The organism is Ruegeria sp. CH11, from assembly GCF_056537105.1.
The window spans coordinates 132,134-158,362 of record NZ_JBQFQX010000004.1 but is presented as its reverse complement, the minus strand read 5'-3'; the positions used below and the strand labels follow the sequence as shown (position 1 = coordinate 158,362).

The following is a 26,229-nucleotide window of genomic DNA, read 5'->3' as shown; positions in this document are numbered from 1 at the left end:
CTTTACTGCTCTTAACCTCTGTTACTGGGTTTTGCGCAGTACGTATTCTCCGTCGCCGCGCCGTTCCAGCTCAAATTCTTGTTCTTGTGGGGTATTATTAACAGGATTTTCCATTTTTGCGAGAGCTAACCGCAGATTGTCCCGGATTGCGTCACTTTCGCCATTGTCCAGCGCATAGGCACGCTGAAACACCTGTGCAGCTTCGGAATACTGACGGGTTTCGACCAGAAACACACCCAGATTGTTCCAGGCCACCGGCCAATCGGGATCTTCGTCGACCGCCCGGCGCAACAAGGGCTCAGCCTGTCCGATACGTTGCAGGCCAAGATTGGCTGTTCCAAGCGATGTCAGGATTTGCGGGGTCATGCCCTGTTCCAGCGCCGCGCGCGTAAACGCCTCGAGCGCCAGTTCGTACTCACCCGCGCTCATCAACCGGTTGCCGACAGTCACCTGATCAACGTTGGGGCCGTCCAGATCCACGCCCGGCGCGAACGGATCCTCCGGCAGGGTCGGTTCCGAGCAAGAAGCCACCAGGGCAAGAACCGCGGTGGCTTTGAGGATTTTGCGCAGGGCGCGACCTGCTGATTTCATGCGTTTATCCGCCAACTCCCGGACCGGCTCCGTTGCCGAAATCCATGATACCTTTGGCCGATGGGCCGACCAGGATCAATAGAAGCGGGGGAACCGTCAGCATCATTGTCGCAAGTGTCATTTTGGTTGGCAACTTGTTTGCGGCCTCTTCGGCGCGCATAACGCGTTTGTCACGCATCTCGCCAGCGTAAACCCGCAGAGCCTCGGCAATGGATGTGCCGAAAGTCGCCGACTGGATCATCACGGTTACAAATGCGCTGACATCCTGCACACCGCAGCGCGTTGCAAAGTCGCGCAGAACCGAGTCCTTTTCCTTACCGGCCTTCATCTCGTAGGCGACGACCTCAAACTCGGTGGCGATATCGGGGTAGGAGGCTTTCATCTCTGACGCCACACGCACAATCGCCTGATCCAGAGATTGCCCGGCCTCGACGCAAACCAGCATCAGGTCAAGCGTGTCGGGGAAACCGGCGGTAATCGCCTCCTGCCGTTCCGCGACGCGGCGGGTGATCCAGTATTTCGGAATGAAGTACCCGATAAACCCGGGCACCAGCAGACGAATTCCAATCTGGGTTGCGTCAAATTCCTGATCACCGGCAAATACCGTCAGAAGCAAGACACCGATCAGAAGGCCGATAATGCCAAGCGCGAACTGGGAAAAATGAAAGAACCGCACCGCATCCTTGGACTGGTACCCGGCCTGCCGCAGTTTGAGCTGAACGGCGGTGTATTCTTCTTTGTCCTTGGGCTCCAGGAACGTCGCAAATTTCTCAAGCTGCTCGTTCTGGCCGGATTGCCGCAGGCGTTCCTTTTTCTCTTTCTTGCCCTTCTTGGGCGCTGAGTTTGAGCGCTGCAATTTTTTCAGCGGATCTTCCGGCTGGTTCAGCATCAGCGGGACGGTGACAAGGATCATGAACAATCCCAACACACCCACGACGATCAGGGGGCCGAATTCGCCGAGATGCTCGGTCAAGAAAGCGTTGATAGACGAGAGGAATTCCATGGCAGCGCCCTCAGACCTTGATGTTTGTCAGGATTTTCATGACGATGATGTTCAATGTCAGCATGATCCCCACGAAGAAACAGGCCGGAATGAAGTAAGGTTCATTCATGACTTCGTCATAATAATTCGGGTCTTTGACCAGAATGAATACAAGGCAGGCCAGGGGGAAGCCGGACAGGAACTTGCCGGACCACTGTGCCTCGGCGGTGATGGCTTTGACGCGGCGGAACAACCGGAAGCGGGCCCGGATCACCTTGGCCAGACCGGCCAAGATCTCGGCCAGGTTACCACCTGATTGTTGCTGGATCGAAACGGCAACAGCAAGAAAGCGCAAATCCTGCATGTCCAGACGCTCGGCCAGATCTTTGAGCGCCTCACCCACGTCGCGGCCATAGGCAACTTCGTCCGAAATCACGCCGAATTCCGTCGCCAGCGGGTCTTCGACCTCGGAGGCGACAATCTGAACAGACGAGACAAAGGGGTTACCGACCCGCAGCGACCGGACCATAAGCTCAACCGCGTCGGGCAGTTGTTCTTCGATCAGGCCCATGCGTTTCTTGGCCTTGTTGTTGACCCAGGCATAAACGGCTCCGATGCCGATGGCACCCGATAGCGCCGCGCGCAGCACGGTATCGGTCGCCGTTGCCATGCTTAGCGCCATGAAGGCCAGGCCAGAAACCAGAACCATGACCATGATCAGCTGTTTCGGACTGAAAGCGATCGCCGCCTTTTGCGCCTTGTCGGCCAGCAGTGAATAGAGCGGAATGCTCTGGGTTTTCATGTGCTGCTGCATTTCCTTGCGCAGCTGTTCCAGAACCTCCTCGCGACCGACGCCCTTGTCGATCATGTCCAACCGGCGGTTGACGCGGCTGTTCAGGCTGATCGACTTTCCGAAAGCGACCAGATAGATACCTTCGACCAGAAACAGAACCGCGACGAAGATAACGACGTAGATTAGCGCCTCGACAGGCAGTGTCATAGCAAATGTCTCCTACATCGCCGTTGGGTCGTAGATCGAAGAGGGCAGATCAAAGCCCCACAGACGGAATCGTTCGGAGAAGTGGCTCCGGACGCCGGTGGCAGTGAAATGACCGATGATCTTGTTGTCGGGGGTCAGGCCAACGCGCTGGAACTTAAAGATTTCCTGCATCGAGATGACGTCACCTTCCATGCCCGTGATCTCGGTGATCGAGGTCATGCGGCGCGAACCGTCCTGAAGACGGCTGGCCTGTACGATCAGGTTCACCGCTGATGAGATCTGACTGCGGACCGCCTTGATCGGCATCTCGATCCCGGCCATCGCAATCATGTTTTCCAGACGGGAAATACCATCCCGGGCCGAGTTGGCGTGGATTGTGGTCATCGATCCGTCGTGGCCGGTGTTCATGGCCTGGAGCATGTCGATCACCTCGGCGCCACGCGTTTCGCCGACGATGATGCGGTCGGGACGCATGCGCAGAGCGTTTTTCAGACAGTCACGCGGGCTGACCTCGCCCTTGCCTTCGACGTTGGGCGGGCGGCTTTCCATCCGGCCCACATGGGTCTGTTGCAGCTGGAGTTCCGCCGTGTCCTCGATCGTCAGGATGCGCTCGGCATCGTCGATAAAGCTGGACAGCGCGTTGAGCGTGGTCGTCTTACCGGAACCCGTACCACCCGAAACGATGATATTCAGGCGGGTCGACACAGCGGCTTGCAAATAGGCGGCCATTTCTTCGGTGAAGGCGCCGAAATTGACCAGATCGTCAATGCCCAGCTTGTCCTTCTTGAACTTACGAATCGAGACCAGCGAACCATCCACCGCAATCGGTGGTACCATCGCGTTGAAACGCGAACCGTCGGCCAGACGGGCGTCAACATAAGGGTTGGATTCGTCGACACGACGGCCCACGGCGGACACGATCTTGTCGATGATCCGCATCAGGTGCTTTTCGTCCTTGAACGTAATGTCGCTGAGTTCCAGCTTACCGGCGCGTTCCACGAAAATCTGTTGCGGACCGTTTACCAGAATATCGTTGACGGTGTCGTCCTGCAGCAGGGTCTCAAGCGGGCCCAGGCCGGTGACTTCGTCATATAGCTCTTTGTTGAGCTGGGTGCGGTCTTCCCGGTTCAGGACGATGCTGCGCGATTCCAGAATCTCGCTGGAAATGGCGCTGATTTCGGTCCGCAGATCGGACTCAGCAGCATTCTCAAGGGCCGCGAGGTTCAGGTTTTCAAGCAATTCGCGATGGAGTTCCTGCTTGATTTCGCCCAAACGCTCTTTGCGTTTGCGTTCGCGGTCGTTACCGACAACTTCGGCAGACTTTTTCTGCACTGGTTTGCGCGCCACAGCTGTGGTCGAGGCGGCCGGCTCTGGCGTCGCGGTCGGGGCTGCCGCAGGCGCTTCGGACTTGACCGGCTGAGCAGGTTCTTTTTTGTATCGTGAAAACACGGCAGCTCTCCCTCGTTTTACGCGGCCTCAGCGTTGCTGCTGCCAAGGCTGTGCAGCGACTGTGCCAATTTTGCGATTTCCCGACGCAGCGGGTTCTTGGCCGCCGAATTTGCCAGGGGCAAACCGTGATCGCCGCTTTGCATGACCTGTTTGCCGCCATCGGGCAGATGCAGATCGATCGAAATGCCAAGGCTCTCGCCCATGCGCTTGACGCGGCTTTTACCATTCAGATCGGTGAATTTCGGGGCGCGGTTCATGGCGAAACGCAGTTTGTTGAACGGCAGTTCCTCGGCCTGCAATGCCCGCTTCAGGCGCAACGCGTTCTGAGCCGAGCGCATGTCCAATTCGATCAGCGCGAAATAGACATGGGCAGCCTGAAGGACGGTTTCAGACCAATGCACCAGAGTTTTGGGCATGTCGACGACCACATAGTCGAAATGGTTGCGCGCTGTATTGATGACCTTTTGGATGTCGTCTGGCGTGATGATGTCCAGAGGGACCATATCTGACGGGGCGGTCAGGACCTGCAATTTTTCTTCATAGGTTTGCAGCGCCTGGCCAAAGGACTCTTCGTCCATCGAGGCGGTGTCTGACAACATCTCGAACACCGCTTCGTGCCGCGGCAAATCCAGATAGGTCGATACGGTGCCGTATTGCATGTCCAGATCAATCAGGCAAACCGACGGGGCGTCCTTGTCAGACACGGTCGCCAGTTCCCACGCAAGGTTTACGGCCAGGGTTGTCGAGCCCACGCCGCCCGCGAGCCCGTGAACGACAAACAGGGCGCCTTCTTTTGATTCGCCCTGCGTCATTGCAACGTTCGCCTGCGGAGCCGCCACCGGGTCGGGCTTGTTCATGCGGTCGATTGCTTCCTGCAACTCGTTTTCCGGAAGCGGGTAGGGGACAAACTCGTCAGCCCCTTTACGCAACAGCTGGTGCAGCGAGGCCGGAGTGACATCTTCGGCGATCAGGACGACCTTGATGCCCTTTTCTTTGGCCTGGGTGATGATCTCACCCATCAGGGTCAGGTTGTCTTCGTCTTCGCCATCCAGCGCAAGTGCAACAAATTGCAGCGATTCCGCCTCGGGTTGGCTGAAGAATGCAAGCGCTTCGGCAAATCCCAAATCCCCCCAACGCTCACCCAGAGCGGTTTCCATGTCTTCGATCAGAAGGTCGAAATTCTGGACATCCCGGCTGATGGTGCAGGCCAGGATGGCGGTGTTTTCGTCTTGCGGCGTTGCGCTCGTCATTAACTCAATCCTCGTCGAGAGGGCTGAACAAACCGTACGAACGTGAAAGGAGCTGTTCTGATTTGCTGTCGCCCTGTGCGGTCAATTCTGGCCGCAGGTCACCCAATTGTTCGCAACGTCGCTTGGAAGTTGGGCAAGAATTGGGCGCAAAAGAACCAATTGTAGGGAAACGGGCGACGATGCCGCCCGATTTCGGTTTATTGTTCCGACTTATTCGTCGCCGCTGCTGGCGTCTTCGCGCTGGATATAGCTTTCGCGGGTCGCGCTTTCGACATACTCGCGATAGATCACCTCGGCGTACTTTCCGTCCAGGATATTGCGGTGGTTGTCCACAAATCCGGACACCTCGGTCACAGTACGGCGATTGCGGCGATCCCTTTGCTGAGTCGCGACCAGTGGCTTGGTTTTGCCAAAGGAAACAACAGCTTCAAGCCGCGAGCGCGAGATGCCCTGCCGCGTCAGGAACGCGACGGCGGCATTTGCGCGGCGCAATCCCAGAGCGTTGTTGTAGGCCTGCGAGCCGACAGCATCCGTGTGCCCGTAGACGCGGAACCGCGCTTCGGGGAACTGTTTGATCCAGGCGGCTTGCTGCAGCAGGATCCGCTGCGCCGATGCATCCAGCTGCGAGCTGTCAAAGGCAAAGTTGATCTGAGTCGGAACTTCGGCCGCGAATCGCTGGGCCAGGATCTGCCCGTAGCTCAGTTCACCGTTCATGACCTGCACGTTGTTCAGCGTCGCGTTGCCAAATGCGCCCTGGTCGATTTCGTAACCGGCCTCGCGTGTACATCCCACGACAGCGACCGAAAGACCCAGTGTTATAAACAACTTATACATTGGTTCCATCCTCTCCATCAATCCAGGACATAGCCGTAAGAACCGCCAAAGTCCTGTTTGGCCACTTCCGAGGCTGCGCCGCTGCCAGCCCGCTCAGTACGGGCCACATTGCCGTTGACGAACAGGTCAAATTCGCTGGGCGGTTTGACACGGTCCGTCGGCAAAGCCAGGGCTTCGCCGCGTGTCGGCGTCACAAGATGCACCGTCACGATGATGACAAGCTCGCTTTGCTGGCGCTGATACTGAGCACTTCTGAACAGAGCGCCAAGGACCGGCACGTCTCCCAGCCACGGCACCTGGTTGTTGAGATCTGCAAAGTCGTCCTGAATCAGACCGGCGATCGCAAAGCTCTCACCGTCGCGCAATTCGACAGACGTCTTGGTGTCGCGAACGATAAAGCTGGGAACCGCGTCGCCCTGAATTGTAAAGCTCTGCGATTGGTCGATGCTCGAAACCGATGCGGCCATCTCAAGGTTGATCAGGTCGCCGTCGACAACGCGCGGTGTAAACAGGAGATGAACGCCGAAGCTGCGGTATTCAATTGCAATCACACCTTCGTCCTGCGGAACCGGGATCGGTACCTGACCACCGGCCAGAAACTCAGCTTCCTGACCGGACAGGGCCGACAGGTTCGGTTCGGCCAGACTACGTGCCAAGCCCTTGGATTCCAACGCTTCTATCAGAAGACGAACCTGTGTTGAGCCTGCGCCAAAGCCAAACAGAATCGCGCCGGTATTGGTTTGTGCCAGCGGGATGTTGTTTGCGATTGCGTTGTTCAGCGCGCCCTGGTTGTTCAGAGAGCCGAAACCGGCAGTGACGTCACCGCCGCCAAAGCCCAATGACGCCGACAGGTTCTTGGCAACCGTCCGGTTCATCTCGGCGAACCGGACTTTCAGCATGACCTGTTGGACGCCACCAACACTCATCAGATTGGAAACCCGCTCGGGCGCATAGCGTTCGGCTAGTTCCAGAGCGCGTGCAAGACGGGCGCTGCTGGATACGGTGCCGGACAGGACAATGCCGTCATTTGCGGTGCGCACCTCGATCTGCTCGTTTGGCAGGATCTGGCGCAGCCTCTCTTTGAATTCTGAAACATCCGGTGCAACCCGCACCCGGACGTTTGTGATCAGATTGCCGGCACCGTCGAACATCGTAAGGGTCGTCAAACCCGGCGCGCGACCCAGGATATAGATCGTCCTGTCCGAAAGCGTTGAGATGTCCGCGATACCCGCGTTGGCGATACTGATATCTGCGAACGGTTGTTCGCTTTCCACCACAATGGCGCGGTTGATAGGAACATCCAGCGTTTCCGCCGTGCCCTTCTTAACCACGCGTAGATTTTCAGCCCAAGCGGCATCGCCGATTGGACCTACAACAAGCGTCAACCCCAGCAGGGTTGCGCTGATCCAGGAACGTATTGTCATGTGACCTGCCTCTCCGATCACCACTCGATTTTTTTGGGTCTTATGCCCTATGGTTCAGAACCCTGCGCCAATTCCGGATTTATTGCAATAATCAATGGTTTCCGGAATTTTCCTTATGTGGACAATGCGCAACATCAGAATCAAAAAGGTCGCGCATATAGCGCGACCCATAGCTGGTAACAGTCTGAATTTTCGTCAGTTTGTGCAGGGTATTCTTGTTTCAACCTCTTCGCCGCCACGGCGGGTCCGAATCGTGCAGACTTCTTCTGCTTGGACTTCCGGAGCGGGTGCCGTTTCCTGAATATTCAACAGCTTGCGCTGGTCCACCTCGACAACACTGGCCACTGTTGTCTCGTCTTGTGCACCAACCAGAGCCAGCGACAACCGACCAGTATTCTGACCCTGAGCAAGGATGGCGACCTGTTCACGGGTTGCCTTGACGGTGACAGTGCGCGCGATGGTCGTTCCCGTGACATCCGAGCCCGAGGTCTGGTCAACAGCGATAAGTTCAATATTTGTCTCGATCAGACGTGTGATCTCGCCCTGACCGCTACCAGTTCCGCGCAACGAGCCGGTCCAATACACGTCAATGACGTCTCCGGGCCGCAGAAAACCGGAAACACCGGACGCAACGTCAACGCTGATGGCAAAAGCGCGCATTCCCTGCCCAAGCTGCGATGTCAGTCCCGCCGGCTCACCGGGTTTGGTAAGCTTGACGGCCATCAAAGCCTCGTCCTTTTCCATCGCGCGCAGCACGTAACGTTCGTTGTCACGGATGTCGGGGAAAAGTTCTTCCATCGCCAGGAACGTTCCTTCGGGGATCGCATTTTCCGGCCACTGGACGATCTGAACGTCCTCGGCCGTCAGTTCTTCGCCGTATCTCAGGGCGCGGTTCGAGACCAAAACACTGACGGTTGGTACGAATTCCGCCCTGGCCTTGGCCAATGCCTCTTCGCGCAACTGGCGCTCCTGATCCAGCTTGGCCCGGTTTTCCGTGATGTATTCGCGCGCCAGGTAGACCGCTCCACCGGCCAGAGCGACCCCGATGATCAGCACAAGTCCAAAAACAGCTCGCATTCTTCCCTCATTCGGCTTTATTCAGATTCAAGACGGCGCATAGCGCCGGTTCAGTATCCAGATTAAATTCGAATTGTGTCGAAAAAGGGGACAATGTCGGAACTTATTCTGGTGCGTTGGTCGGAAATCAAACTCTCAACTCTACTCGGGCAAACAGCGCCAATGAGGCGCGTGTTTGTCGGTCAGTCGAAGGTGATTTCTTGCACTTCGACGCCTGCCAGGGCCTGGCCGGTGGATTCGTCGATATTCTGAATCGGCTCTTGAAGATAGAAGTACATAAGGGCACCCAGCCCAACCACGCCTGCTGTCAAAACGACCCAGTCAACCGTGACCGCACCATCTTCGTCGCGCCAATAATCATGTAACCTGTTCAACATGGTACGCCACCAGATTCCAATTCCTGGATAAAACGAGGGCCATGCCTTCCTACAAAAGACATGGCCCCCATCAAATCTAACTTAAGCTAAAGCTTAGCTGCCGTTGCCCAGGTTGATCGAACCAACCGTTGCACCCTGCAGCGCGGTGTTCACGTCACCGGCCAGATCGCTGGCACCCTGACGAACCTGGTTGTAAGCAATTGCGGCCAGTGCAACAACGGCTGCGGTCAGAACGACCCAGTCTACAGTTACGGCGCCGTCTTCGTCTTTGCGGAAGTTCTTGAAGAACTTGATCATGTTACGTCCCTCCTAAAGGATCCAAAAGTAATCTAACCTCGGCGTCTTTCAGAGCTTTCTCTCTCAGTCCGCTCCCGATCGTCTCGGCATGGGAATATGTTTGCCTGTGGTGCGTGGCAGGAATTGGGCCAAACGCAGTTTTTTTTGCTCAAAGCTTAACTTTTTTTCCGGAATTTTCACAACCAATTGTAATTAAACAGAAAATCATCTCATCTTTTTTTGTCGCCCGAGCAGGAGCGATGCAAATTTACGGCAAATGAGGCGAAATTGCCCCATTTCGCTTTGTTTTTCTGGTGTTGCAGGGGAATTCGGTGTTCAGAATAAACCAAAAGAAGAACTGAGGCAGGCAAAATGAATTTCCGGAATGCAGTGTCATGCGCCGGTGTTGCGGCGTTTCTGTTAACTTGTGTGGCACCCGTTTCCGCGACCGAGCAGGTCCCGGAAGGTGCATTTAAGCGTATCAAGGCCCCGGCACCGGGGACACGCCCACGCGTCACCATCCAAATTACCCCCGAAGAGCACGCGAACGCGCCTTCGGCTCCCAGCACAGGTTCGACAATCGACGTGCCCGAGGTCATAGCGCGCGCGACGCCACCCGAGTCGGTACCATTGCGCATAGAAGGCGCGACCAAGCCTGTCGGGTCCTACAAGGCGTTCTGGAACCGCGTCTCGCCAGAGATGTCGCAGGCAAGCTCGGGTCGTCTACGGCAGGCCGTTCAGGCGGCCTCGCAAGTCGGCGTTTCAGCACCGCGGTTGCAGACGCTACAGAACATCGCTCGGCAACGCGGCGTGGACATATTGCGCTCGACCGTGGGGACGGATGTTTCGCCCGCCCTCGTTTTGGCAGTCATTTCGGTTGAATCGGCAGGACGTGAGGACGCGGTCAGTTCGGCGGGCGCGCAGGGGCTTATGCAACTGATGCCTGCAACAGCGGCGCGGTTCGGCGTTCAGGATAGCCTGAAGCCCGATCAGAACATCCGGGGCGGTGTGAAATATCTGGACTGGCTGATGGAAGAGTTCGGGAACGACCCGATTCTGGTTCTTGCCGGATATAACGCCGGGGAAGGGGCCGTCCGCAAACACAGTGGCGTACCGCCCTATGCGGAAACGCGCGATTATGTCCCAAAGGTGCTGGCCGCGTTTCAAGTCGCCAGCGCATTGTGCACCTCACCACCCGTGTTCCTATCGGATGGCTGTGTCTTTCAGGGTCTGAACTAAGACGGGCCCACCCAGAGGCGAGCCCGTTTACCGTCAGTTGACGAGTCGCGCCTCGGTGGCGGCGCGAATCTCGTCTTCGGTGACACCTTCGGCGAGCTCAACGATCTTAAGGCCGCCTTCGACAACATCCAAAACACCAAGGTTGGTGATGATGCGGTTCACCACCTTTTTCCCGGTCAGAGGCAGGGTGCATTTCTTCAACAGCTTGGACTTGCCATGCTTGTTGGTGTGATCCATCACTACGATCACCCGACCGACACCGGCCACAAGGTCCATCGCACCGCCCATGCCTTTGACAAGCACCCCGGGGATCATCCAGTTGGCAAGATCACCTTCTTCATCGACTTCCATCGCACCAAGAACAGCTGCGGCAATCTTGCCGCCGCGGATCATCGCGAACGATGTTGCACTGTCGAAATACGAGGTGCGGGACAGTTCGGTGATCGTCTGCTTGCCCGCATTGATCAGGTCCGGGTCTTCTTCGCCTTCAAACGGGAAAGGGCCCATGCCCAGCATGCCGTTTTCCGATTGCAGGGTGATGTCCTTGTCGCCCACATAGTTCGCCACCAGCGTCGGAATACCGATGCCGAGGTTCACATACATGCCGTCTTCCAGTTCCTGTGCCGCGCGCGCGGCCATTTGATTGCGGTCCCAGGGCATTATGCTTCCTCCTTCTTACGGGTGGTGCGCTGTTCGATGCGCTTTTCGTGGGTGCCCTGAATGATGCGGTGCACATAGATGCCTGGCAGGTGAATGGCGTCCGGATCCAGCGAGCCGCGTGGGACGATTTCCTCGACCTCGGCGATGCAGATCTTGCCGCAGGTCGCTGCGGGCACATTGAAATTGCGAGCAGTCTTGCGGAAGATCAGGTTGCCGGTGTCATCGGCCTTCCAGGCCTTGACGATGGCAAGATCTGCAAAGATGCCTTCTTCCATGATGTAGGTTTCGCCGTTGAAGTCCTTGTGCTCCTTGTCTTCGGCGATCACGGTACCGACACCGGTCTTGGTATAGAAACCGGGAATGCCTGCTCCACCGGCGCGCATGCGCTCGGCCAGCGTACCTTGCGGATTGAATTCCAGCTCAAGCTCACCCGAGAGGTATTGACGCATGAATTCCGCGTTCTCGCCGACATAGGAGCTGATCATCTTTTTGACCTGCTTGGTCTGCAGCAGAATGCCGATACCGAAATCGTCGACGCCCGCATTGTTCGACGCGAATGTCAGGTCCTTTGTGCCGGCGTCCTTGATGGCCTCAAGCAGCAATTCCGGTATACCGCACAGGCCAAACCCGCCCGCCGCGATCATCATGCCATCCTTCAGCACTCCGTCCAGTGCTTCGGTGGCATTGGCATAGATTTTCTTCATGGAAACTCCCCCAATGACATGGTGATGTGCAGGTTGTGCCGCCATGTCGTTGTGAAGTCAACAAAACCTAGGGGGTTGTGGTATTTCTACCTATCCCGCCGCCTTCTTGGTTGTCGCCTTTTTCTTGGGGGCAGCTTTCTTTTTGGTCCCTTTCTTGGCCGCGCGTTCGTTGACCAGTTCGATGGCCATTTCCTGCGTCACGTCCTCGGGTTTTATGTCCTTGGGAATGGTGGCGTTGACCTTTTCCCATTTCACATATGGCCCATAGCGCCCGTCCAGAACCTGCATCACGCCGCCATCGGGGTGTTCGCCGAGTTCTTTCAACGGCTTGGCGGCGGCCCGTCGCCCGCGCCCCGGGTTGGCCCGCTTTTCAGCCAGCAGTTCGACCGCGCGGTTCATGCCGATCTCGAACACGTCGTTCGGGTCCTTGAGATTGGCAAAGACCGGTTTTGCCTCATTCGGCAGTTGATGCATGATATATGGGCCAAACCGCCCGAAATTCGAACTGATCGAACCGCCTTCGGGGTGTTCACCAATCTGGCGGGGCAGGGACAGAAGCGTTAGCGCCTTGTCCAGGTCCATGTCATCCTTGCTCCAGCCGCGGGGCAGCGAAGCGCGCGGGGGTTTCTTGTTCTCGGGCGTCGGTTCGCCGCGTTGTACATATGGGCCGAACCGTCCGGATTTCAGCCAGATCTCGTCACCAGCATCTTCGCCCAGCAGACGTTCCTCGCCCTCGGCCCCTTCACCTGCGATGGGCCGCGTATAGGTGCATTCGGGATAGTTGCCGCAACCTACAAAGCCGCCTGTGCGTGAGGTTTTCAAGTGCAGCTGACCGACACCGCATTTCGGACAGATGCGCGGATCGGACCCGTCCTCGCGCGGCGGATACAGCTGAGGCGCAAGCGCTTCGTCCAGCCTGTCCAGCACTTCCGAAATGCGCAGTTCCGACGTCTCGCCGATTGCCGCCGAGAAGTCGCGCCAGAATTTGCCCAGCAGATCTTTGTAGTCGCGGTCACCGGCGCTGACATCGTCGAGTTCTTCCTCGAGGTTGGCGGTGAACTCATAGCCCACATATTGCCGGAAGAAATTCAAAAGGAAGATCGTGACGATCCGGCCCTTTTCCTCGGGGATCAGTCGATTCTTGTCCTTGCGCACATATTCGCGGTCCTGGATCGTGGTCACGATCGACGCGTAGGTCGATGGGCGCCCAATCCCCAGCTCTTCCATTCGTTTGACCAGAGTCGCCTCGGTATAGCGCGGCGGCGGTTGCGTGTGGTGTTGCAGGGCCAGAACGGCTTCGTTCTCGGCTAGAATCGCCGCCTTGTCCGACTCGCTGGTCGCTTTGGCGAACTGGTCGCGCAATGAGGTCTTTGCGAAACGCGCTGGATCGCCCTGCATGATCTGCGGCAAACGTTTGTCATCGTCATCGACAACATCGTCGCGACCCTCTTCATAGACGCGCATGAAGCCATCAAACAGTACCACCTGGCCGGTGGCGCGTAGTCCGACCTGACCGTCATCGCTGCCGATCTCAACAGTGGTGCGTTCCAGCCGAGCGGCGGCCATCTGGCAGGCGATCGTGCGTTTCCAGATCAGATCATAGAGTTTGCGCTGATCCTCGTCGGTAACCTTCAGCGCCTTGGCATCGCGCGCCATATCCGTCGGGCGAATGCACTCGTGGGCTTCCTGCGCGTTCTTGGCCTTGTTCTTATACATGCGCGGGCTGTCCGGCACGTATTCCGCGCCATAGCGATCCGTGATCGCGTCGCGCGCGGCGGCCACGGCCTCGGGTGCCATGTCAATGCCATCAGTTCGCATATAGGTAATGTATCCGGCCTCATAGAGACGCTGCGCCACTTGCATCGCGTGCCGTGCACCCATTCCGAACTTACGGCTGGCCTCCTGTTGCAGGGTCGAGGTCATGAATGGGGCAGAGGGGTTGCGCGCGGCGGGCTTGGCCTCAACTGAGGTCACGCTCAAGGCGCGGCTGGTGATCGCCTGAACCGCCAGTTCTGCCTGCGTGGCGTTTGCAAGATCGTGCTTGTCCAGCTTCTTGCCGGCCAGAGTGACCAGTCGTGCCTCGTACGTTTGCCCACGTGGCGTTTCAAACTGGGCGCGGACCGACCAGTATTCGACCGGCCTGAATGCCTCGATCTCCATCTCGCGTTCGACGATCAGACGCAGGCAGACGGATTGCACGCGGCCTGCGGACTTTGCGCCCGGCAGCTTGCGCCACAATACAGGAGACAGGTTGAAGCCCACCAGATAGTCAAGCGCGCGCCGGGCCAGATAGGCCTCAACCAAGGGCATATCGACTTCACGCGGGTTCTGCATTGCCTCGGTCACGGCATCTTTGGTGATCGCGTTGAAGGTCACGCGGCTGACCGGCGTGTCCTTTTTGATCGAGCGGCGCTTGGTCAGCGCCTCTTGAAGGTGCCAACTGATCGCCTCGCCCTCGCGATCGGGGTCGGTGGCCAGGATCAGCGCGTTGTCATCTTTCAGCGCGTCGGCGATGGCTTTGACATGCTTTCGGCTGTCGTTTCCAACCTCCCATGTCATTGCGAATTCATGGTCGGGATCGACCGATCCGTCCTTGGGGGGCAAGTCGCGAACATGCCCATACGAGGCCAAAACCGTGTAGTCGGGGCCGAGATATTTGTTGATTGTTTTTGCTTTGGCCGGAGATTCTACAACAACTACAGGCATTTAGGGGGAAACCTCGCTCGACGGATTTAGCGCCTCTTATGGTGTTGCAAAATGTGTGGGGCAAGGTGGAATTGTCAATGCGTTCCTTCAAATGTCCCAAAACCGATTTGAATTCAGTGCTGTAGAGGTGCCTGGTGTACGCTCGGACAACGGTGAACGGCAGCGATCTTGTCAACTTGCCAACGACAACAGGCCACCCGGCTGACGTTGGATTCGCCCCTCCAGCTCAAGATCCACCAATGCGGGGCCAAGCTGACCTGCCGAGGCTGCAATATCGCGCAGCAATTGATCTTCGGCGATGGGCGAAGGGCCAAGACGATCCAGAATTTGCGCGTGCAGATCTTGAACCGGAACCTGTTCCGGCATGACCGCGGAAGTTGCGGGTATCAAGGGCAACTGGTCCTGCGACGGCAGCGCCTCAAGGATATCCGATGCCGAACGGACGAGGACCGCGCCATCCCGGATCAACAGGTTGCAGCCCGCCGCCCGCGCGTCAAAGGGATGGCCGGGGACGGCTAGAACTTCGCGGCCCTGATCCAAGGCGTCGCGCGCCGTGATCAGGCTGCCGGACTTGGCGGCGGCTTCGACCACGACGACCGCGCGCGCGAGGCCCGAGATAATGCGGTTGCGACGCGGAAAGTGCCGGGCCTGTGGTGTCACACCCATCGGCTGTTCGGACACGCGCAGGCCTTTGGTTGCTATTTCACGCGCCAGATCCGTGTTGTCAGCCGGATAGATAACGTCGACGCCGCCTGCCATGACCGCGACCGTGCCTGTGTCCAAGGCCGCCAAATGCGCTGCAGTATCGATGCCGCGCGCCAACCCCGAGACAATGACATGTCCCTTCTGCCCCAAATCGGTTGCGAGCCCTCGCGCCATTCGGGCGCCAAGCGACGAACAGTTCCGGGCACCGACCATGGCAACTGCCGGAGATTGCAGCAACGATACATCTCCAATGGCCCATAGCAGAGGCGGTGCGTCATTCAGATCATTCAGTGCTTGCGGGAAATCGGCGCCCCCAAGGCACAAAAGCCGCGCTTTGGCGGCTTTTGCGGCCTTGAGTTCCGCCTCGATCACGCCGGGGGGGCAGATTTCATACCCTTCTATTCCAGCGGCGCGCGCCATTTCCGGCAGCGCGGTCAGCGCATTCTGCGCCGAGCCATGTTCGCGCAGCAACCGACGAAACGTCGCCGGACCAACCTTGCGCGAGCGCAACAGACGAAGCCAGGAAAACCGGTCCTCTTCCGTGGTGGGTGGGAGTGGGGGGTGATTGGAAGAAAGCTGCTCTTCGGTCATCCGATGCTCCGCCTGATTGCAGAACTGGTTTACGAGCACCGGGGTTAACAGGCTGTGAATCGTGGAAAATTAGATGAGAATTTTTGCCACTCAATTTCCGTAACCGAATTTAATTGCATGAAAACAAAAGAGAAAATTAGACAATGCCAAATACAGGTTTCATCCAATCCTTGTTGCGCCAAAGCCAATTGGCGGCGCAGCGTTAACGTTGCGCCACTGTCATTCATCCGATTCTGCCTCAGGCTGCGGACCCGCCCACAGTCAGCCCATCCATCAGAACAGTTGGCTGGCCGACACCGACCGGAACCCATTGCCCGTCTTTGCCACAAGTACCCATGCCGGGATCCAGCGCCATGTCATTGCCAAGCCCCCGAATACGTTTCAGGGCCGAAGGCCCGTCACCGATCAGCGTCGCCCCTTTGACCGGAGCACCGATTTTGCCGTTTTCCACGCGATAGGCTTCGGTGCAGGAGAATACGAACTTGCCATTGGTAATGTCGACCTGCCCGCCACCGAATCCGACCGCCCAGATGCCATCCTTGATGTCTGCCACCAGTGAGGCCGGATCGGCATCCCCGCCCAGCATTATCGTGTTGGTCATACGGGGCATGGGTTTGTGGGCATAGCTTTGACGTCGACCGTTGCCGGTGGGCGCGACACCCATCAGGCGCGCGTTCTGGCGGTCCTGCATATAGCCCGTCAGAACCCCATCCTCGATCAGCACGGTACGTGAACTGGGGGTACCTTCATCATCGATGGTAATCGAACCGCGCCGATCCGCGATTGTGCCATCGTCCACCACGGTCACGCCTTTCGAGGCGATCTGCTGCCCCATCAACCCGGCAAAGGCCGAGCTGCCTTTGCGGTTGAAGTCACCCTCCAGGCCGTGCCCGATAGCCTCGTGCAGCAGAATGCCGGGCCAGCCGGGACCGAGCGCCACCTCCATCACGCCAGCCGGGGCAGGCACCGCGTCGAGGTTTACCAACGCGATGCGCAACGCCTCGCGCGCCTTGGCCTGCCAGTCGGAAGGATCGATCAGACCGTTCAAACCAACGCGGCCGCCACCCCCGGCCGAGCCGCTTTCCCGTCGACCATTCTGTTCGACGATGACCGAGACGTTCAGGCGGGTCATGGGCCGTACATCACGGACCAGAACGCCGTCGGGGCGCAAGATCTCGACCTCTTGCACGGCGGCAGCGATGGTTGCGCTGACCTGCACGACGCGAGGATCCAGGTCCCTGGAAAAGGCGTCGATCTCGCGCAGGGTCTCGATCTTAACCGGAAAACCTGCGGTTTCGATCGGGTCTTCGTCCGTGTAAAGCCGCGTATTGGTGGCGCGCGGCGGGTCGGCCAATGTGCCCCCGCCTTCGCCCACAGCCAAACGGGCGGTTTCCGCCGCGCGTTTCAGCGCCGGGATCGACACGTCGGTCGAATGGGCGTAACCGGCAACGTCGCCCTGCACTGCGCGCAGGCCAAATCCTTCGGACGCGTCATAGGATGCGGTGCGCAGGCGCCCGTCATCAAAGACCAGAGATTCGGATTTGCGTCGTTCTACATAGAGCTCCCCATCCTCGGCACCGGCGGTTGCAGATTGCAGAACCGCAAGCGCCTCATCCTGCGGAAGAGCGCTTTCAAACGCGCGAAACGGGTCGTTCGACATCAGTTGGGACCTTTCGGGTTTGATCCAGATCAAAAATAGCGTCTGTTTGACGCAAGCATTTTGCTTTATCTACCCGACGGAATATGGTTTTTAACGCGGCCAAAGACAACGGGAGAGGTGCGACCGATTCACACCTTTTCGCCAGAGACGCAAAGATCAAACGATCAGGACAGAAAATGAAGAATGCTTTGATGCTTTCGGGGCTTGCAACTGCCCTCTCCAGCCTTCCCGCCATGGCTCAGGAGCTTGAGATTATTGGCAAGCCGGTTGCCGGCGGTGTTGGTTTCCAGCCTGCGACCACCAGCCTTGCCGAAGGGATTCAGCGTCTGGACAACATGATTCTGGTGATCATCACCGTGATCTGCCTGTTTGTCGCCGGTCTGCTGATCTACTGCATCGTGCGCTACAATCAGCGCGCCAATCCGACCCCTGCGCGATTCTCGCACTATACCCCGGTCGAGATTGCATGGACCTTGGGTCCGATCCTGATTCTGGTTTTCATCGGGGCATTCTCGCTTCCGGTTCTGTTCAAGCAGCAGGAGATTCCGGAAGGGGATGTCGTGATCAAGGTCGTGGGAAACCAGTGGTACTGGACCTACGAGTATGTTGACCACGACTTCGCCTTTGACAGCTATCTACTGGGCCATCCCGCCACGCTCGACGAAGGCGCACGCCCTGCGGATGCCGACGTCACCCCGTTTGTTCTGGACGACGCGATGCGGGCCAAGCTGACCGATGCCGGTTACAGCGAAGACGAATGGCTGCTGGCCACAGACACCGCTGTGGTCGTGCCAGTTGGCAAAATCATCGTAATGCAGGTGACCGCATCGGACGTGATCCATGCGTGGACGATCCCGTCCTTTGGCGTAAAACAGGATGGCGTACCCGGTCGTCTGGCCGAGCTTTGGTTCCAGGCTGACAAGGAAGGCATCTATTTCGGTCAGTGTTCGGAACTGTGCGGCAAGGACCACGCCTATATGCCGATCACCGTCAAGGTTGTGAGCGAAGAGGCTTACGAGCAATGGCTGCAAGGCGCTCTGGAAGAATATGCGGGTGCCCCCGCAACTTACGAGGTTGCCTCGAACTAAGCCCTTTGCGGCCTGGTTAACACATGCAGGCTGCGCGGTGATCGCGCAGCTTTCGCCCTAGAAGGACCGGACATGAGCGACGCAAGCATCAATGCCAGCACCGTCTCTGCGCAGCACCGCGCGGACGAGGCCAGCTTTGGCGATTATTTCGCCTTGCTCAAGCCACGCGTTATGTCGCTGGTCGTATTTACCGCTTTGGTCGGTCTGCTGGCGGCTCCGGTCCCGGTGCATCCTTTTGTCGGCTTCTGCGCCATCCTGTTCATAGCCATCGGCGGCGGCGCGTCGGGTGCGCTGAACATGTGGTGGGATGCGGATATCGATAAGGTAATGAAGCGCACCAAGGGCCGCCCGATTCCATCCGGCAAAGTAGAAGAGGGCGAGGCGCTTGCACTAGGTCTGGCCCTGTCCGGCCTGTCCGTGATCATGCTTGGCCTTGCGACCAACTGGTTTGCAGGTGCGTTTCTGGCCTTCACCATCTTTTTCTATGTCGTGATCTACACGATGTGGCTGAAACGGTCGACGCCGCAGAATATCGTGATCGGCGGCGCGGCAGGGGCATTTCCACCGGTGATCGGATGGGTTGCGGCGACAGGATCGATGACGCTGGAGCCCTGGCTGATGTTCGCCCTGACCTTTATGTGGACGCCGCCGCATTTCTGGGCGCTGGCGCTGTTTATGCGCTCGGACTACGACGATGCGGGCGTGCCGATGTTGACGGTCACCCATGGCCGCCGCGCCACCCGCTGGCATATTCTGATCTATACCGCTCTGCTGGCGTTGCTGGCAGTTGGGACCGCCTTTTCGGGTATCGGTGGGCCGGTCTATCTGGCGGTCGCAATTGTGATGAATGCGCTGTTCCTGCGGGGGGCGTGGAAGATCTCGCGCCGGACCGAGGACGACGCGGAAGCCGACAATTTCAAGATCGAGCGCGGGTTCTTCAAACTCTCGCTGCTGTACCTGTTCCTGCATTTCGGAGCGATCCTGGTCGAAGCCCTGTTAAAGCCCTATGGGCTGGGAGGCTGGTCATGAGCCTGCGCAAAAGCCACGAATTGCATCAGCGTCGGTTCAGCCGCAACCTTGGGGTCGGGCTGACACTGGCGGCGTTTATCGTGATCATTTTCGGCCTGACGGTCGTCAAGGTATCCGGAACGGATTTCGGAATGGCCAGCGAAGAGGTGCAGAACTGATGGCGATGTCGGGACCTCAGAAAACGGTGGTCCAAACCGTGGGTGTGGTTGTCCTTATGGGCAGCCTCGCTTGGGCTGCGGTACCGTTTTACGACTGGTTCTGCCGTGTGACCGGTTTCGGCGGCACCACCGGTGTCAGCGCGACCGCACCCGACGATATTCTGGATCGCACCGTTACCGTCCGTTTTGACGCCTCGAAAGCCAAGGATATGGCCTGGGAGTTCAAGCCGGTCGAACGCGAGATGGAAGTGCGTATCGGCGAAACCGGACTGGCCTTTTACGAAGCACACAATCCGACGGATCGTCCGATCGCGGGGCAGGCGTCCTATAACGTCGCGCCGTATTCCGCCGGAGGGTACTTTCAGAAAATCGCCTGTTTCTGCTTTGAAGAGCAGGTGCTGCAACCGGGCGAAACGGTGCAGATGCCGGTGACCTTTTTTGTCGACCCCGAAATGGTCGAAGATCTGGAAGCCAAATACGTGCATACGATAACGCTGTCGTATACATTCTACGAAATTGACCTGCCCGAGGGCTATGCCGCCCTCGATCCGCAGGCAGATACAAACACGAACTAACGCCTTTAGGTGAGGGACTCTGATGGCACACGCAAAAGACCATGATTATCACATTCTGAACCCGTCGATCTGGCCACTGATCGGCGCGGTATCCGGCTTTGTGATGCTGTTCGGAGCCGTTCTTTGGATGCATGGGATCACCCCGTGGATCTTCTGGATGGGCCTGATCGGTGTTCTCTACACCATGTTCGCCTGGTGGTCCGAGGTTGTGGTTGAAAGCCGTCAGGGCGATCACACGCCGGTCGTGCGCATTGGTCTGCGCTATGGATTCATCCTGTTTGTGATGTCCGAGGTGATGTTCTTCTTTGCCTGGTTCTGGTCGTTCTTCAAGCATCGCATGTATCCGATGTACGACTATGCCGGCACCGAATACATCCAGCCGGATATCCACGCAGTCGACCCGTTCCACCTGCCGCTGATCAACACTCTGGTCCTGCTGCTGTCAGGCTGTGCCATCACTTGGGCGCACCACGCGCTGGTGCATGACAACGACCGCAAAGCCCTGATCAACGGTCTGGCCATCGGTATCGTTCTGGGCATCGCGTTTACTGCGTTACAGGGTTTCGAATATTATGAACTGCTGGCGCATGAAGGCTGGAAGTTTGGCGACGATCAGTTCTATTCGAACTTCTTCATGGCAACCGGTTTCCACGGTTTCCACGTGATCATCGGAACGATCTTCCTGTCGGTCTGTCTGATCCGGGCGCTGCGCGGAGATTTCACGCCTGAGAAACACGTCGGTTTCGAGGCGGCGGCCTGGTACTGGCACTTCGTGGACGTTGTCTGGCTGTTCCTGTTCTTTGCCGTCTACATTTGGGGGCAGGCCCCGCTGATGTAGCGCAGCCAGGACAATCCAGTTGCAAAAGCCGCCCCTTGGGGCGGCTTTTTCGCTATTCCGGGTGCAAAATTGCGCCCGATACAATTGGGCGGTTGCAAATCGCCGGGCTCGCCCCTTAACAAGACGCCGGTTCCTGCAAGAAGGTTTTGCCCCGCCATGCGCCGTACTTTGTTCCTGCTGATATTCGGTGTCGCTGGTCTGGGCGTGCTGCTGTGGCTGGGCGTTTGGCAGGTGCAGCGGTTGGCCTGGAAGCAGGAGTTTCTGAACGAGATAGAAACCCGCATCTCGGCAGACCCCATCGACCTGCCGTCGCAGGTTTCGGTCGCTGCGGACAAGTACCTTCCCGTGACCGTTTCCGGTGAAATGGTGCCTGGGGAGATACACGTTCTGGTCTCGGTCAAACAGGTTGGGGCGGGGTACCGGATCATCCAGTCCTTCAGTACTGAAGGGCGGACCATTCTGGTGGACCGTGGTTTTGTTCCGACGACCGCCAAGGATGCAGAGCGCCTGATTGGTTCGATGCAAATCACGGGCAATCTGCACTGGCCGGATGAGATCGACAGCTATACGCCCGAGCCCGACATAGAAGCCAACATCTGGTTCGCGCGTGACATACCCAATCTGGCCGCCGCGTTGGGCGCTGACCCCGTGCTGCTGATCGCAAGGTCCGAGACGGATCCGAACGTGACGCCGCTGCCGGTGGACACGGCGGGCATCCCGAACGATCACCTGCAATACGCGGTCACATGGTTTGGTCTGGCTCTGGTCTGGGCCGCAATGACCGGCTATTTCCTGTGGCGCAGCCGCACCCCTTCTGAGAGAGAAGAGCAATGAAATACATCTCGACCCGTGGCCAAGCGCCCGAACTGACGTTTGAAGAAGCGATGCTGACCGGGCTGGCCCGCGACGGCGGCCTGTATCTGCCCGCCGAGATCCCGGTGATGAGCCATGATGAGATCGCTGCGCTGGCTGGCCTGCCCTATGAAGAGATCGCGTTCCGTGTGATGTGGCCCTATGTCAGTGGCTCATTTGCTGAGGACGAGTTCAAGGCCATCATTGCGCGCGCCTACGAAGGCTTTGGTCACGACGCACGGGCGCCGCTAAAGCAGTTGAACGAGAACCATTTCCTGCTGGAACTGTTCCACGGGCCGACGCTGGCTTTCAAAGACTTTGCCATGCAGTTGATTGGTCAATTGTTCCAGGTTGCCCTGAAACGGCGAGGGGACCGTGTGACAATCGTTGGTGCGACCAGCGGCGATACCGGCTCGGCCGCCATCGAGGCGTTCCGCGGCCTGGACGCGGTGGATGTATTTATCCTGTTCCCCCATGGCCGCGTGTCCGAAGTGCAGCGCCGCCAGATGACGACACCTGCGCACAGCAATGTGCACGCGCTGGCCGTCGATGGCGATTTCGATGATTGTCAGGCCGCGCTGAAGGATATGTTCAACGATTTCGATTTCCGTGACAGCGTGAAACTGGCCGGCGTAAACTCGATCAACTTCGCCCGTGTTCTGGCGCAGATCGTCTATTATTTCTCGGCTGCCGTCAGCCTAGGCGCGCCGCACCGTAAGGTCAGCTTCACCGTGCCGACCGGCAACTTTGGCGACATCTTCGCGGGCTATCTGGCCAAGCGCATGGGGCTGCCGATTGACCGGCTGGTGGTTGCGACCAACCAGAACGACATTCTGCATCGGTGCCTGTCGGGTGAGGGGTATTTCAAGGGCGAGACCATCCCCTCGATCAGCCCGTCGATGGATATTCAGGTCAGTTCGAACTTTGAACGGGCGCTGTATTATGCCTATGGCGAGGACGGCAGCGCTGTGGCGCAGTTGATGGATGAGCTCAAGACCGGCGGCTTCAACGTCAGCCAGGGCGCGATGGAAGCGCTGCGAGAGAATTTCGACTCGGGGCGCGTGTCCGAGGATGAAACGCTGGAGACAATCAAACACACGCTGGCCCATAGCGCGGAACTGGTCTGCCCACACACGGCTGTTGGGATCAAGGTCGCGGAAGAGCATCGTTCGGACGCTCCGATGATCACTTTGGCCACCGCGCATCCGGCGAAATTCCCGGCTGCGGTCGAGAAGGCGAGCGGCGAACATCCGCCTCTTCCATCCCGCATGTCTGATCTGTATGAACGTCCGGAACGGGTGACCCGCATTGCCAACGATCTGGGTGCCCTTGAGGATCATATCAGAAGGCACATCGCTGAGTGACTGTCAGACAAGACCAACTGAAGAACGGCTTTCGTATCGTCAGTGAACATATGCCGGGGCTGCAATCTGCGGCCATCGGCATCTGGGTAACCGCCGGAGGGCGGCATGAGCGGATCGAGCAGAACGGCATCGCGCATTTCCTTGAACATATGGCGTTCAAGGGGACCGAGCGTCGTTCCGCGCTGCAAATCGCCGAGGCGATCGAGGATGTGGGTGGATACATCAACGCCTACACCTCGCGCGAGGTCACGGCCTATTACGCGCGGGTTCTGAAAGACGATGTGGCGTTGGCCATGGATGTGATCGGTGACATCGTTCTGAACCCGGTTTTCGACCCGCGCGAGATCGAGGTCGAACGCGGCGTGATCCTGCAGGAGATCGGCCAGGCCTATGACACGCCGGACGATGTGATCTTTGACTGGCTGCAGGAGCAGAGCTATCACGATCAGCCGCTGGGCCGGACCATTCTGGGCCCCTCGGAACGGGTTAGCGCGTTCTCGCGCGAGGACCTGTCGGGCTTTGTGGCGGAACATTACGGCCCGGACCAGATGATCCTGTCCGCCGCCGGTGCGGTGGACCACGACGCGCTGATGAAGATGGCCGAAGAGATGTTTGGTCATCTGCAACCCCGCAAGGGTCTGATCCCTGAAACGGCGCGGTTCACCGGTGGTGAGGCGCGGCAGGAGAAAGAGCTGGAACAGGCGCATTTTGCCCTGGCGTTGGAAAGTCCAGGCTACCGCGACGATGCGATCTATACCGCGCAGATATACTCGACCGCTTTGGGCGGGGGTATGTCGTCGCGGCTGTTCCAGGGGGTCCGCGAGTCGCGTGGCCTTTGCTATACGATTTTTGCGCAGACCGGGGCATATGCCGACACTGGCACGACCACGATCTACGCCGGAACCTCGGCGGATCAGGTGGGTGAGTTGGCAACGATCACTGTCGACGAGATGAAGCGCGCCGCCGAAGACATGAGCGCCGAAGAGGTGGCCCGTGCCCGCGCGCAGATGAAGGCGGGGATGCTCATGGGGCTGGAAAGCCCTTCGAACCGGGCGGAACGTCTGGCCCGGCTGGTTCAGATCTGGGGTGCCGTACCATCGCTGGAAGACACGATTGCCAAGATTAATGCGGTCAGCACCGAGGATGTGCGCGGATTTGCCGAAGAGATGGCCGTCCGCGCCCGCGCAGCGCTGGCGCTTTACGGGCCGGTCTCTGGCGCACCAACGCTGGCCGAGTTGCAGGAGAGGCGCGCGGCGTGATGCTACTGGGCCGACGCAAGCTGAAACTCGAAACCGAGCGCCTGAGCCTGCGCCCACCGGTGCATTCCGATTTCAATACCTGGGCGGCGCTGCGTCGAGCATCCAAGGAATATCTCACCCCGTGGGAGCCGATCTGGGCCAAGGATCACCTGAGCCGCAAGTCCTTCACCAACCGGGTCTATTGGGCGCAGCGCTCGGTGGCCAGCGGAACCGCGATTCCGCTGTTTCTGTTTCGGCGCTCGGATGACGCCCTGTTGGGGGCGATCACGCTGGACAACGTGCGCCGTGGTCCGGCGCAGGCTGGTACGCTGGGTTACTGGACCGGGCAGGCCTTTGCCCGGCAGGGGTATATGCGCGAAGCGATCGGCGCGGTTGTGCATCACGCCTTCACCCGTCTCGACCTGAGCCGGATCGAGGCCGCGTGCCTGCCCGAAAACAAACCTTCGCGCGGGCTGCTGGAAAGCTCGGGGTTCAAGTACGAAGGTGTGGCGCAGTCCTACTTGCAGATCAACGGGCGGTGGCGGACGCATGTGCTGTATGCCAGCCTGCGCTCGGACCGGCGCGGCAAAACCGACGCGGGATAAAGGGCGCCTGCGTTGCGATTCTGGGGGGCTGCCCCCGGTGCGGCAGGCCGTGCCTTCCCCGGGATATTCTTGGCCAGATGAACAAGGGGCATGACTTGGGGCCGTCTTGCGCTACACTCATGCCATGCGCTGGGTTATAGCGGTATTGTTGATGATAATCTCGAGCGGCGTCGCAGCGCAGGAGCGGCGGCCGAGCCATTGTATTGCCATCGCCGATGCCGCACCCGGTATCGCGTATATTCACAAGGCAGCCTGGCAGGATCCGGTACCTGAGTTTTCGGTTCGGATCAGTTACGTCGCCCATGCGTCGTTTCTGATTCAGACGCAGGGCGGATTGAACGTAGTGACGGATTTCACCGGCTTTGTCGGGGGTGCCGATCTGATCCCGGATGTGGTTACCATGAATCACGCGCACAGCACCCATTGGACAGCGCATCCTGACCCGGCAATTCCACATGTGCTGCCGGGTTGGGGCGAGTTCGGGCAAGGGATCGAACACCATTTGGATCTTGGCGAGATGTTGGTGCGCAATGTGTCGACGGACATCCGATCAGTCTATGGCGGGGTGGAAGAGCGGGGCAATTCCATCTTCGTGTTCGAGGTTGCGGGCCTGTGTGTCGGCCATCTGGGGCACTTGCATCATGTTCCGACGGATGAGCAGTTTGCGGCGCTCGGGCGGTTGGATGTGGTGATGGCGGCCGTGGACGGAGGGACAACCATGCCGTTACCCGAGATGATCTCGGTTTTGAAGCGCCTGAAAAGCTCGGTCATTATTCCGATGCACTGGTTTTCCGATTTTTCGCTGAATCGGTTTCTGATCGATATCCGCGGAGAGTTTCCGGTCGTGCGGGACGGGGTCTCCGAGATTGTGGTCTCGCTGCGTACCCTGCCGGATCGGCCCACCGTTGTGGTGCTGGAACCCCAATACCTGATCGACCTGGAATAGGTCTTGCCGCA

General features: G+C 58.5%; 26 protein-coding genes. 11 read left to right on the top strand and 15 right to left on the bottom strand.

From position 1 onward, the window contains the following. Positions 1-21 precede the first annotated feature (21 nt). From ACR0LX_RS08620 to ACR0LX_RS08575, 10 genes are all read right to left on the bottom strand, one after another. The gene (locus ACR0LX_RS08620; RefSeq protein ID WP_480572041.1) at positions 22-591 is read right to left on the bottom strand and encodes a tetratricopeptide repeat protein; all 570 of its coding nucleotides are present in this window, start codon (positions 589-591) and stop codon (positions 22-24) included. A 4-nt stretch (positions 592-595) separates the two neighbouring features. Continuing rightward, positions 596-1,594: a type II secretion system F family protein gene (locus tag ACR0LX_RS08615; protein WP_480783342.1), complete on the bottom strand. Its 999-nt coding sequence runs from the start codon at positions 1,592-1,594 to the stop codon at positions 596-598. A 10-nt stretch (positions 1,595-1,604) separates the two neighbouring features. Further along, the gene (locus ACR0LX_RS08610) at positions 1,605-2,573 is read right to left on the bottom strand and encodes a type II secretion system F family protein (RefSeq protein ID WP_480572047.1); all 969 of its coding nucleotides are present in this window, start codon (positions 2,571-2,573) and stop codon (positions 1,605-1,607) included. A 12-nt stretch (positions 2,574-2,585) separates the two neighbouring features. Continuing rightward, the gene (locus ACR0LX_RS08605) at positions 2,586-4,022 is read right to left on the bottom strand and encodes a TadA family conjugal transfer-associated ATPase (protein ID WP_480783341.1); all 1,437 of its coding nucleotides are present in this window, start codon (positions 4,020-4,022) and stop codon (positions 2,586-2,588) included. Positions 4,023-4,039: 17 nt separating this feature from the next. Beyond that, positions 4,040-5,272: a CpaE/TadZ family protein gene (locus ACR0LX_RS08600; protein WP_480572053.1), complete on the bottom strand. Its 1,233-nt coding sequence runs from the start codon at positions 5,270-5,272 to the stop codon at positions 4,040-4,042. A 210-nt stretch (positions 5,273-5,482) separates the two neighbouring features. Continuing rightward, positions 5,483-6,106 (bottom strand): OmpA family protein, encoded by a 624-nt coding sequence (locus tag ACR0LX_RS08595; protein WP_480783340.1) that lies wholly within the window; start codon positions 6,104-6,106, stop codon positions 5,483-5,485. 17 nt (positions 6,107-6,123) lie between these two features. Beyond that, entirely contained in the window at positions 6,124-7,530 is a 1,407-nt protein-coding gene (locus tag ACR0LX_RS08590) for a type II and III secretion system protein family protein (RefSeq protein ID WP_480572059.1), read from the bottom strand. Positions 7,531-7,725: 195 nt separating this feature from the next. Then, entirely contained in the window at positions 7,726-8,607 is an 882-nt protein-coding gene (cpaB, locus tag ACR0LX_RS08585) for a Flp pilus assembly protein CpaB (RefSeq protein ID WP_480783339.1), read from the bottom strand. A 182-nt stretch (positions 8,608-8,789) separates the two neighbouring features. Beyond that, positions 8,790-8,984 carry a Flp family type IVb pilin gene (locus ACR0LX_RS08580; protein ID WP_480572065.1) on the bottom strand — a complete coding sequence of 65 codons (195 nt, stop codon included), beginning with the start codon at positions 8,982-8,984 and terminating at the stop codon, positions 8,790-8,792. A gap of 93 nt (positions 8,985-9,077) precedes the next feature. After that, on the bottom strand, positions 9,078-9,281 hold the full coding sequence (locus ACR0LX_RS08575; RefSeq protein WP_480572068.1) for a hypothetical protein: 204 nt from the start codon (positions 9,279-9,281) through the stop codon (positions 9,078-9,080). Between the two features lie 351 nt (positions 9,282-9,632). Between ACR0LX_RS08575 and ACR0LX_RS08570 the strand changes: the two genes are divergently transcribed. Next, complete coding sequence (locus ACR0LX_RS08570; RefSeq protein ID WP_480572071.1) at positions 9,633-10,499, top strand: lytic transglycosylase domain-containing protein; 867 nt, start codon at positions 9,633-9,635, stop codon at positions 10,497-10,499. Between the two features lie 33 nt (positions 10,500-10,532). Here the strand turns inward: ACR0LX_RS08570 and ACR0LX_RS08565 are convergent, their stop codons facing one another. The 5 genes from ACR0LX_RS08565 to tldD form a co-directional block, all read right to left on the bottom strand. Further along, the gene (locus ACR0LX_RS08565; protein WP_480783338.1) at positions 10,533-11,159 is read right to left on the bottom strand and encodes a CoA transferase subunit B; all 627 of its coding nucleotides are present in this window, start codon (positions 11,157-11,159) and stop codon (positions 10,533-10,535) included. Continuing rightward, positions 11,159-11,863 (bottom strand): CoA transferase subunit A, encoded by a 705-nt coding sequence (locus ACR0LX_RS08560; RefSeq protein ID WP_480783337.1) that lies wholly within the window; start codon positions 11,861-11,863, stop codon positions 11,159-11,161. Before ACR0LX_RS08560 ends, ACR0LX_RS08565 begins: the two co-directional genes overlap by 1 nt. A 90-nt stretch (positions 11,864-11,953) precedes the next feature. Beyond that, positions 11,954-14,569: a type I DNA topoisomerase gene (topA, locus tag ACR0LX_RS08555; protein WP_480783336.1), complete on the bottom strand. Its 2,616-nt coding sequence runs from the start codon at positions 14,567-14,569 to the stop codon at positions 11,954-11,956. A 171-nt stretch (positions 14,570-14,740) separates the two neighbouring features. Beyond that, positions 14,741-15,865: a DNA-processing protein DprA gene (gene dprA / locus ACR0LX_RS08550; RefSeq protein ID WP_480783335.1), complete on the bottom strand. Its 1,125-nt coding sequence runs from the start codon at positions 15,863-15,865 to the stop codon at positions 14,741-14,743. A gap of 238 nt (positions 15,866-16,103) precedes the next feature. Beyond that, complete coding sequence (tldD, locus tag ACR0LX_RS08545; RefSeq protein WP_480783334.1) at positions 16,104-17,525, bottom strand: metalloprotease TldD; 1,422 nt, start codon at positions 17,523-17,525, stop codon at positions 16,104-16,106. 176 nt (positions 17,526-17,701) lie between these two features. On the opposite strand from tldD, the gene coxB reads away from it, so the two are divergent. From coxB to ACR0LX_RS08495, 10 genes are all read left to right on the top strand, one after another. Further along, positions 17,702-18,613, top strand: coding sequence for a cytochrome c oxidase subunit II (gene coxB / locus ACR0LX_RS08540; RefSeq protein ID WP_480572089.1), 912 nt, complete (start codon positions 17,702-17,704; stop codon positions 18,611-18,613). Between the two features lie 72 nt (positions 18,614-18,685). Continuing rightward, entirely contained in the window at positions 18,686-19,642 is a 957-nt protein-coding gene (cyoE, locus tag ACR0LX_RS08535) for a heme o synthase (protein WP_480783333.1), read from the top strand. Next, on the top strand, positions 19,639-19,800 hold the full coding sequence (locus ACR0LX_RS08530; protein WP_480572095.1) for a hypothetical protein: 162 nt from the start codon (positions 19,639-19,641) through the stop codon (positions 19,798-19,800). The genes cyoE and ACR0LX_RS08530 overlap by 4 nt, the downstream gene beginning before the upstream one ends. Next, complete coding sequence (locus tag ACR0LX_RS08525) at positions 19,800-20,375, top strand: cytochrome c oxidase assembly protein (protein WP_480783332.1); 576 nt, start codon at positions 19,800-19,802, stop codon at positions 20,373-20,375. Before ACR0LX_RS08530 ends, ACR0LX_RS08525 begins: the two co-directional genes overlap by 1 nt. A 22-nt stretch (positions 20,376-20,397) precedes the next feature. After that, the gene (locus tag ACR0LX_RS08520) at positions 20,398-21,213 is read left to right on the top strand and encodes a cytochrome c oxidase subunit 3 (protein ID WP_480572101.1); all 816 of its coding nucleotides are present in this window, start codon (positions 20,398-20,400) and stop codon (positions 21,211-21,213) included. 156 nt (positions 21,214-21,369) lie between these two features. After that, positions 21,370-22,047 (top strand): SURF1 family protein, encoded by a 678-nt coding sequence (locus tag ACR0LX_RS08515; RefSeq protein WP_480783331.1) that lies wholly within the window; start codon positions 21,370-21,372, stop codon positions 22,045-22,047. After that, complete coding sequence (thrC, locus tag ACR0LX_RS08510; RefSeq protein WP_480783330.1) at positions 22,044-23,429, top strand: threonine synthase; 1,386 nt, start codon at positions 22,044-22,046, stop codon at positions 23,427-23,429. The genes ACR0LX_RS08515 and thrC overlap by 4 nt, the downstream gene beginning before the upstream one ends. Next, on the top strand, positions 23,426-24,688 hold the full coding sequence (locus ACR0LX_RS08505) for a M16 family metallopeptidase (RefSeq protein WP_480783329.1): 1,263 nt from the start codon (positions 23,426-23,428) through the stop codon (positions 24,686-24,688). The genes thrC and ACR0LX_RS08505 overlap by 4 nt, the downstream gene beginning before the upstream one ends. Next, the gene (locus tag ACR0LX_RS08500; protein WP_480783536.1) at positions 24,688-25,272 is read left to right on the top strand and encodes a GNAT family N-acetyltransferase; all 585 of its coding nucleotides are present in this window, start codon (positions 24,688-24,690) and stop codon (positions 25,270-25,272) included. Before ACR0LX_RS08505 ends, ACR0LX_RS08500 begins: the two co-directional genes overlap by 1 nt. Before the next feature lie 151 nt (positions 25,273-25,423). Further along, a complete protein-coding gene (locus ACR0LX_RS08495) occupies positions 25,424-26,218 on the top strand; it encodes an MBL fold metallo-hydrolase (RefSeq protein WP_480783328.1) in 795 nt (264 codons plus the stop codon). Positions 26,219-26,229 lie beyond the last annotated feature (11 nt).

Coding starts and splice junctions, on each gene's coding strand:
- ACR0LX_RS08620 (WP_480572041.1), bottom strand. CDS start 591: ATGAAATCAGCAGGTCGCGCCCTGCGCAAAATCCTCAAAGCCACCGCG.
- ACR0LX_RS08615 (WP_480783342.1), bottom strand. CDS start 1,594: ATGGAATTCCTCTCGTCTATCAACGCTTTCTTGACCGAGCATCTCGGC.
- ACR0LX_RS08610 (WP_480572047.1), bottom strand. CDS start 2,573: ATGACACTGCCTGTCGAGGCGCTAATCTACGTCGTTATCTTCGTCGCG.
- ACR0LX_RS08600 (WP_480572053.1), bottom strand. CDS start 5,272: ATGACGAGCGCAACGCCGCAAGACGAAAACACCGCCATCCTGGCCTGC.
- ACR0LX_RS08595 (WP_480783340.1), bottom strand. CDS start 6,106: ATGTATAAGTTGTTTATAACACTGGGTCTTTCGGTCGCTGTCGTGGGA.
- ACR0LX_RS08590 (WP_480572059.1), bottom strand. CDS start 7,530: ATGACAATACGTTCCTGGATCAGCGCAACCCTGCTGGGGTTGACGCTT.
- cpaB (WP_480783339.1), bottom strand. CDS start 8,607: ATGCGAGCTGTTTTTGGACTTGTGCTGATCATCGGGGTCGCTCTGGCC.
- ACR0LX_RS08580 (WP_480572065.1), bottom strand. CDS start 8,984: ATGTTGAACAGGTTACATGATTATTGGCGCGACGAAGATGGTGCGGTC.
- ACR0LX_RS08575 (WP_480572068.1), bottom strand. CDS start 9,281: ATGATCAAGTTCTTCAAGAACTTCCGCAAAGACGAAGACGGCGCCGTA.
- ACR0LX_RS08570 (WP_480572071.1), top strand. CDS start 9,633: ATGAATTTCCGGAATGCAGTGTCATGCGCCGGTGTTGCGGCGTTTCTG.
- ACR0LX_RS08565 (WP_480783338.1), bottom strand. CDS start 11,159: ATGCCCTGGGACCGCAATCAAATGGCCGCGCGCGCGGCACAGGAACTG.
- ACR0LX_RS08560 (WP_480783337.1), bottom strand. CDS start 11,863: ATGAAGAAAATCTATGCCAATGCCACCGAAGCACTGGACGGAGTGCTG.
- topA (WP_480783336.1), bottom strand. CDS start 14,569: ATGCCTGTAGTTGTTGTAGAATCTCCGGCCAAAGCAAAAACAATCAAC.
- dprA (WP_480783335.1), bottom strand. CDS start 15,865: ATGACCGAAGAGCAGCTTTCTTCCAATCACCCCCCACTCCCACCCACC.
- tldD (WP_480783334.1), bottom strand. CDS start 17,525: ATGTCGAACGACCCGTTTCGCGCGTTTGAAAGCGCTCTTCCGCAGGAT.
- coxB (WP_480572089.1), top strand. CDS start 17,702: ATGAAGAATGCTTTGATGCTTTCGGGGCTTGCAACTGCCCTCTCCAGC.
- cyoE (WP_480783333.1), top strand. CDS start 18,686: ATGAGCGACGCAAGCATCAATGCCAGCACCGTCTCTGCGCAGCACCGC.
- ACR0LX_RS08530 (WP_480572095.1), top strand. CDS start 19,639: ATGAGCCTGCGCAAAAGCCACGAATTGCATCAGCGTCGGTTCAGCCGC.
- ACR0LX_RS08525 (WP_480783332.1), top strand. CDS start 19,800: ATGGCGATGTCGGGACCTCAGAAAACGGTGGTCCAAACCGTGGGTGTG.
- ACR0LX_RS08520 (WP_480572101.1), top strand. CDS start 20,398: ATGGCACACGCAAAAGACCATGATTATCACATTCTGAACCCGTCGATC.
- ACR0LX_RS08515 (WP_480783331.1), top strand. CDS start 21,370: ATGCGCCGTACTTTGTTCCTGCTGATATTCGGTGTCGCTGGTCTGGGC.
- thrC (WP_480783330.1), top strand. CDS start 22,044: ATGAAATACATCTCGACCCGTGGCCAAGCGCCCGAACTGACGTTTGAA.
- ACR0LX_RS08500 (WP_480783536.1), top strand. CDS start 24,688: ATGCTACTGGGCCGACGCAAGCTGAAACTCGAAACCGAGCGCCTGAGC.
- ACR0LX_RS08495 (WP_480783328.1), top strand. CDS start 25,424: ATGATAATCTCGAGCGGCGTCGCAGCGCAGGAGCGGCGGCCGAGCCAT.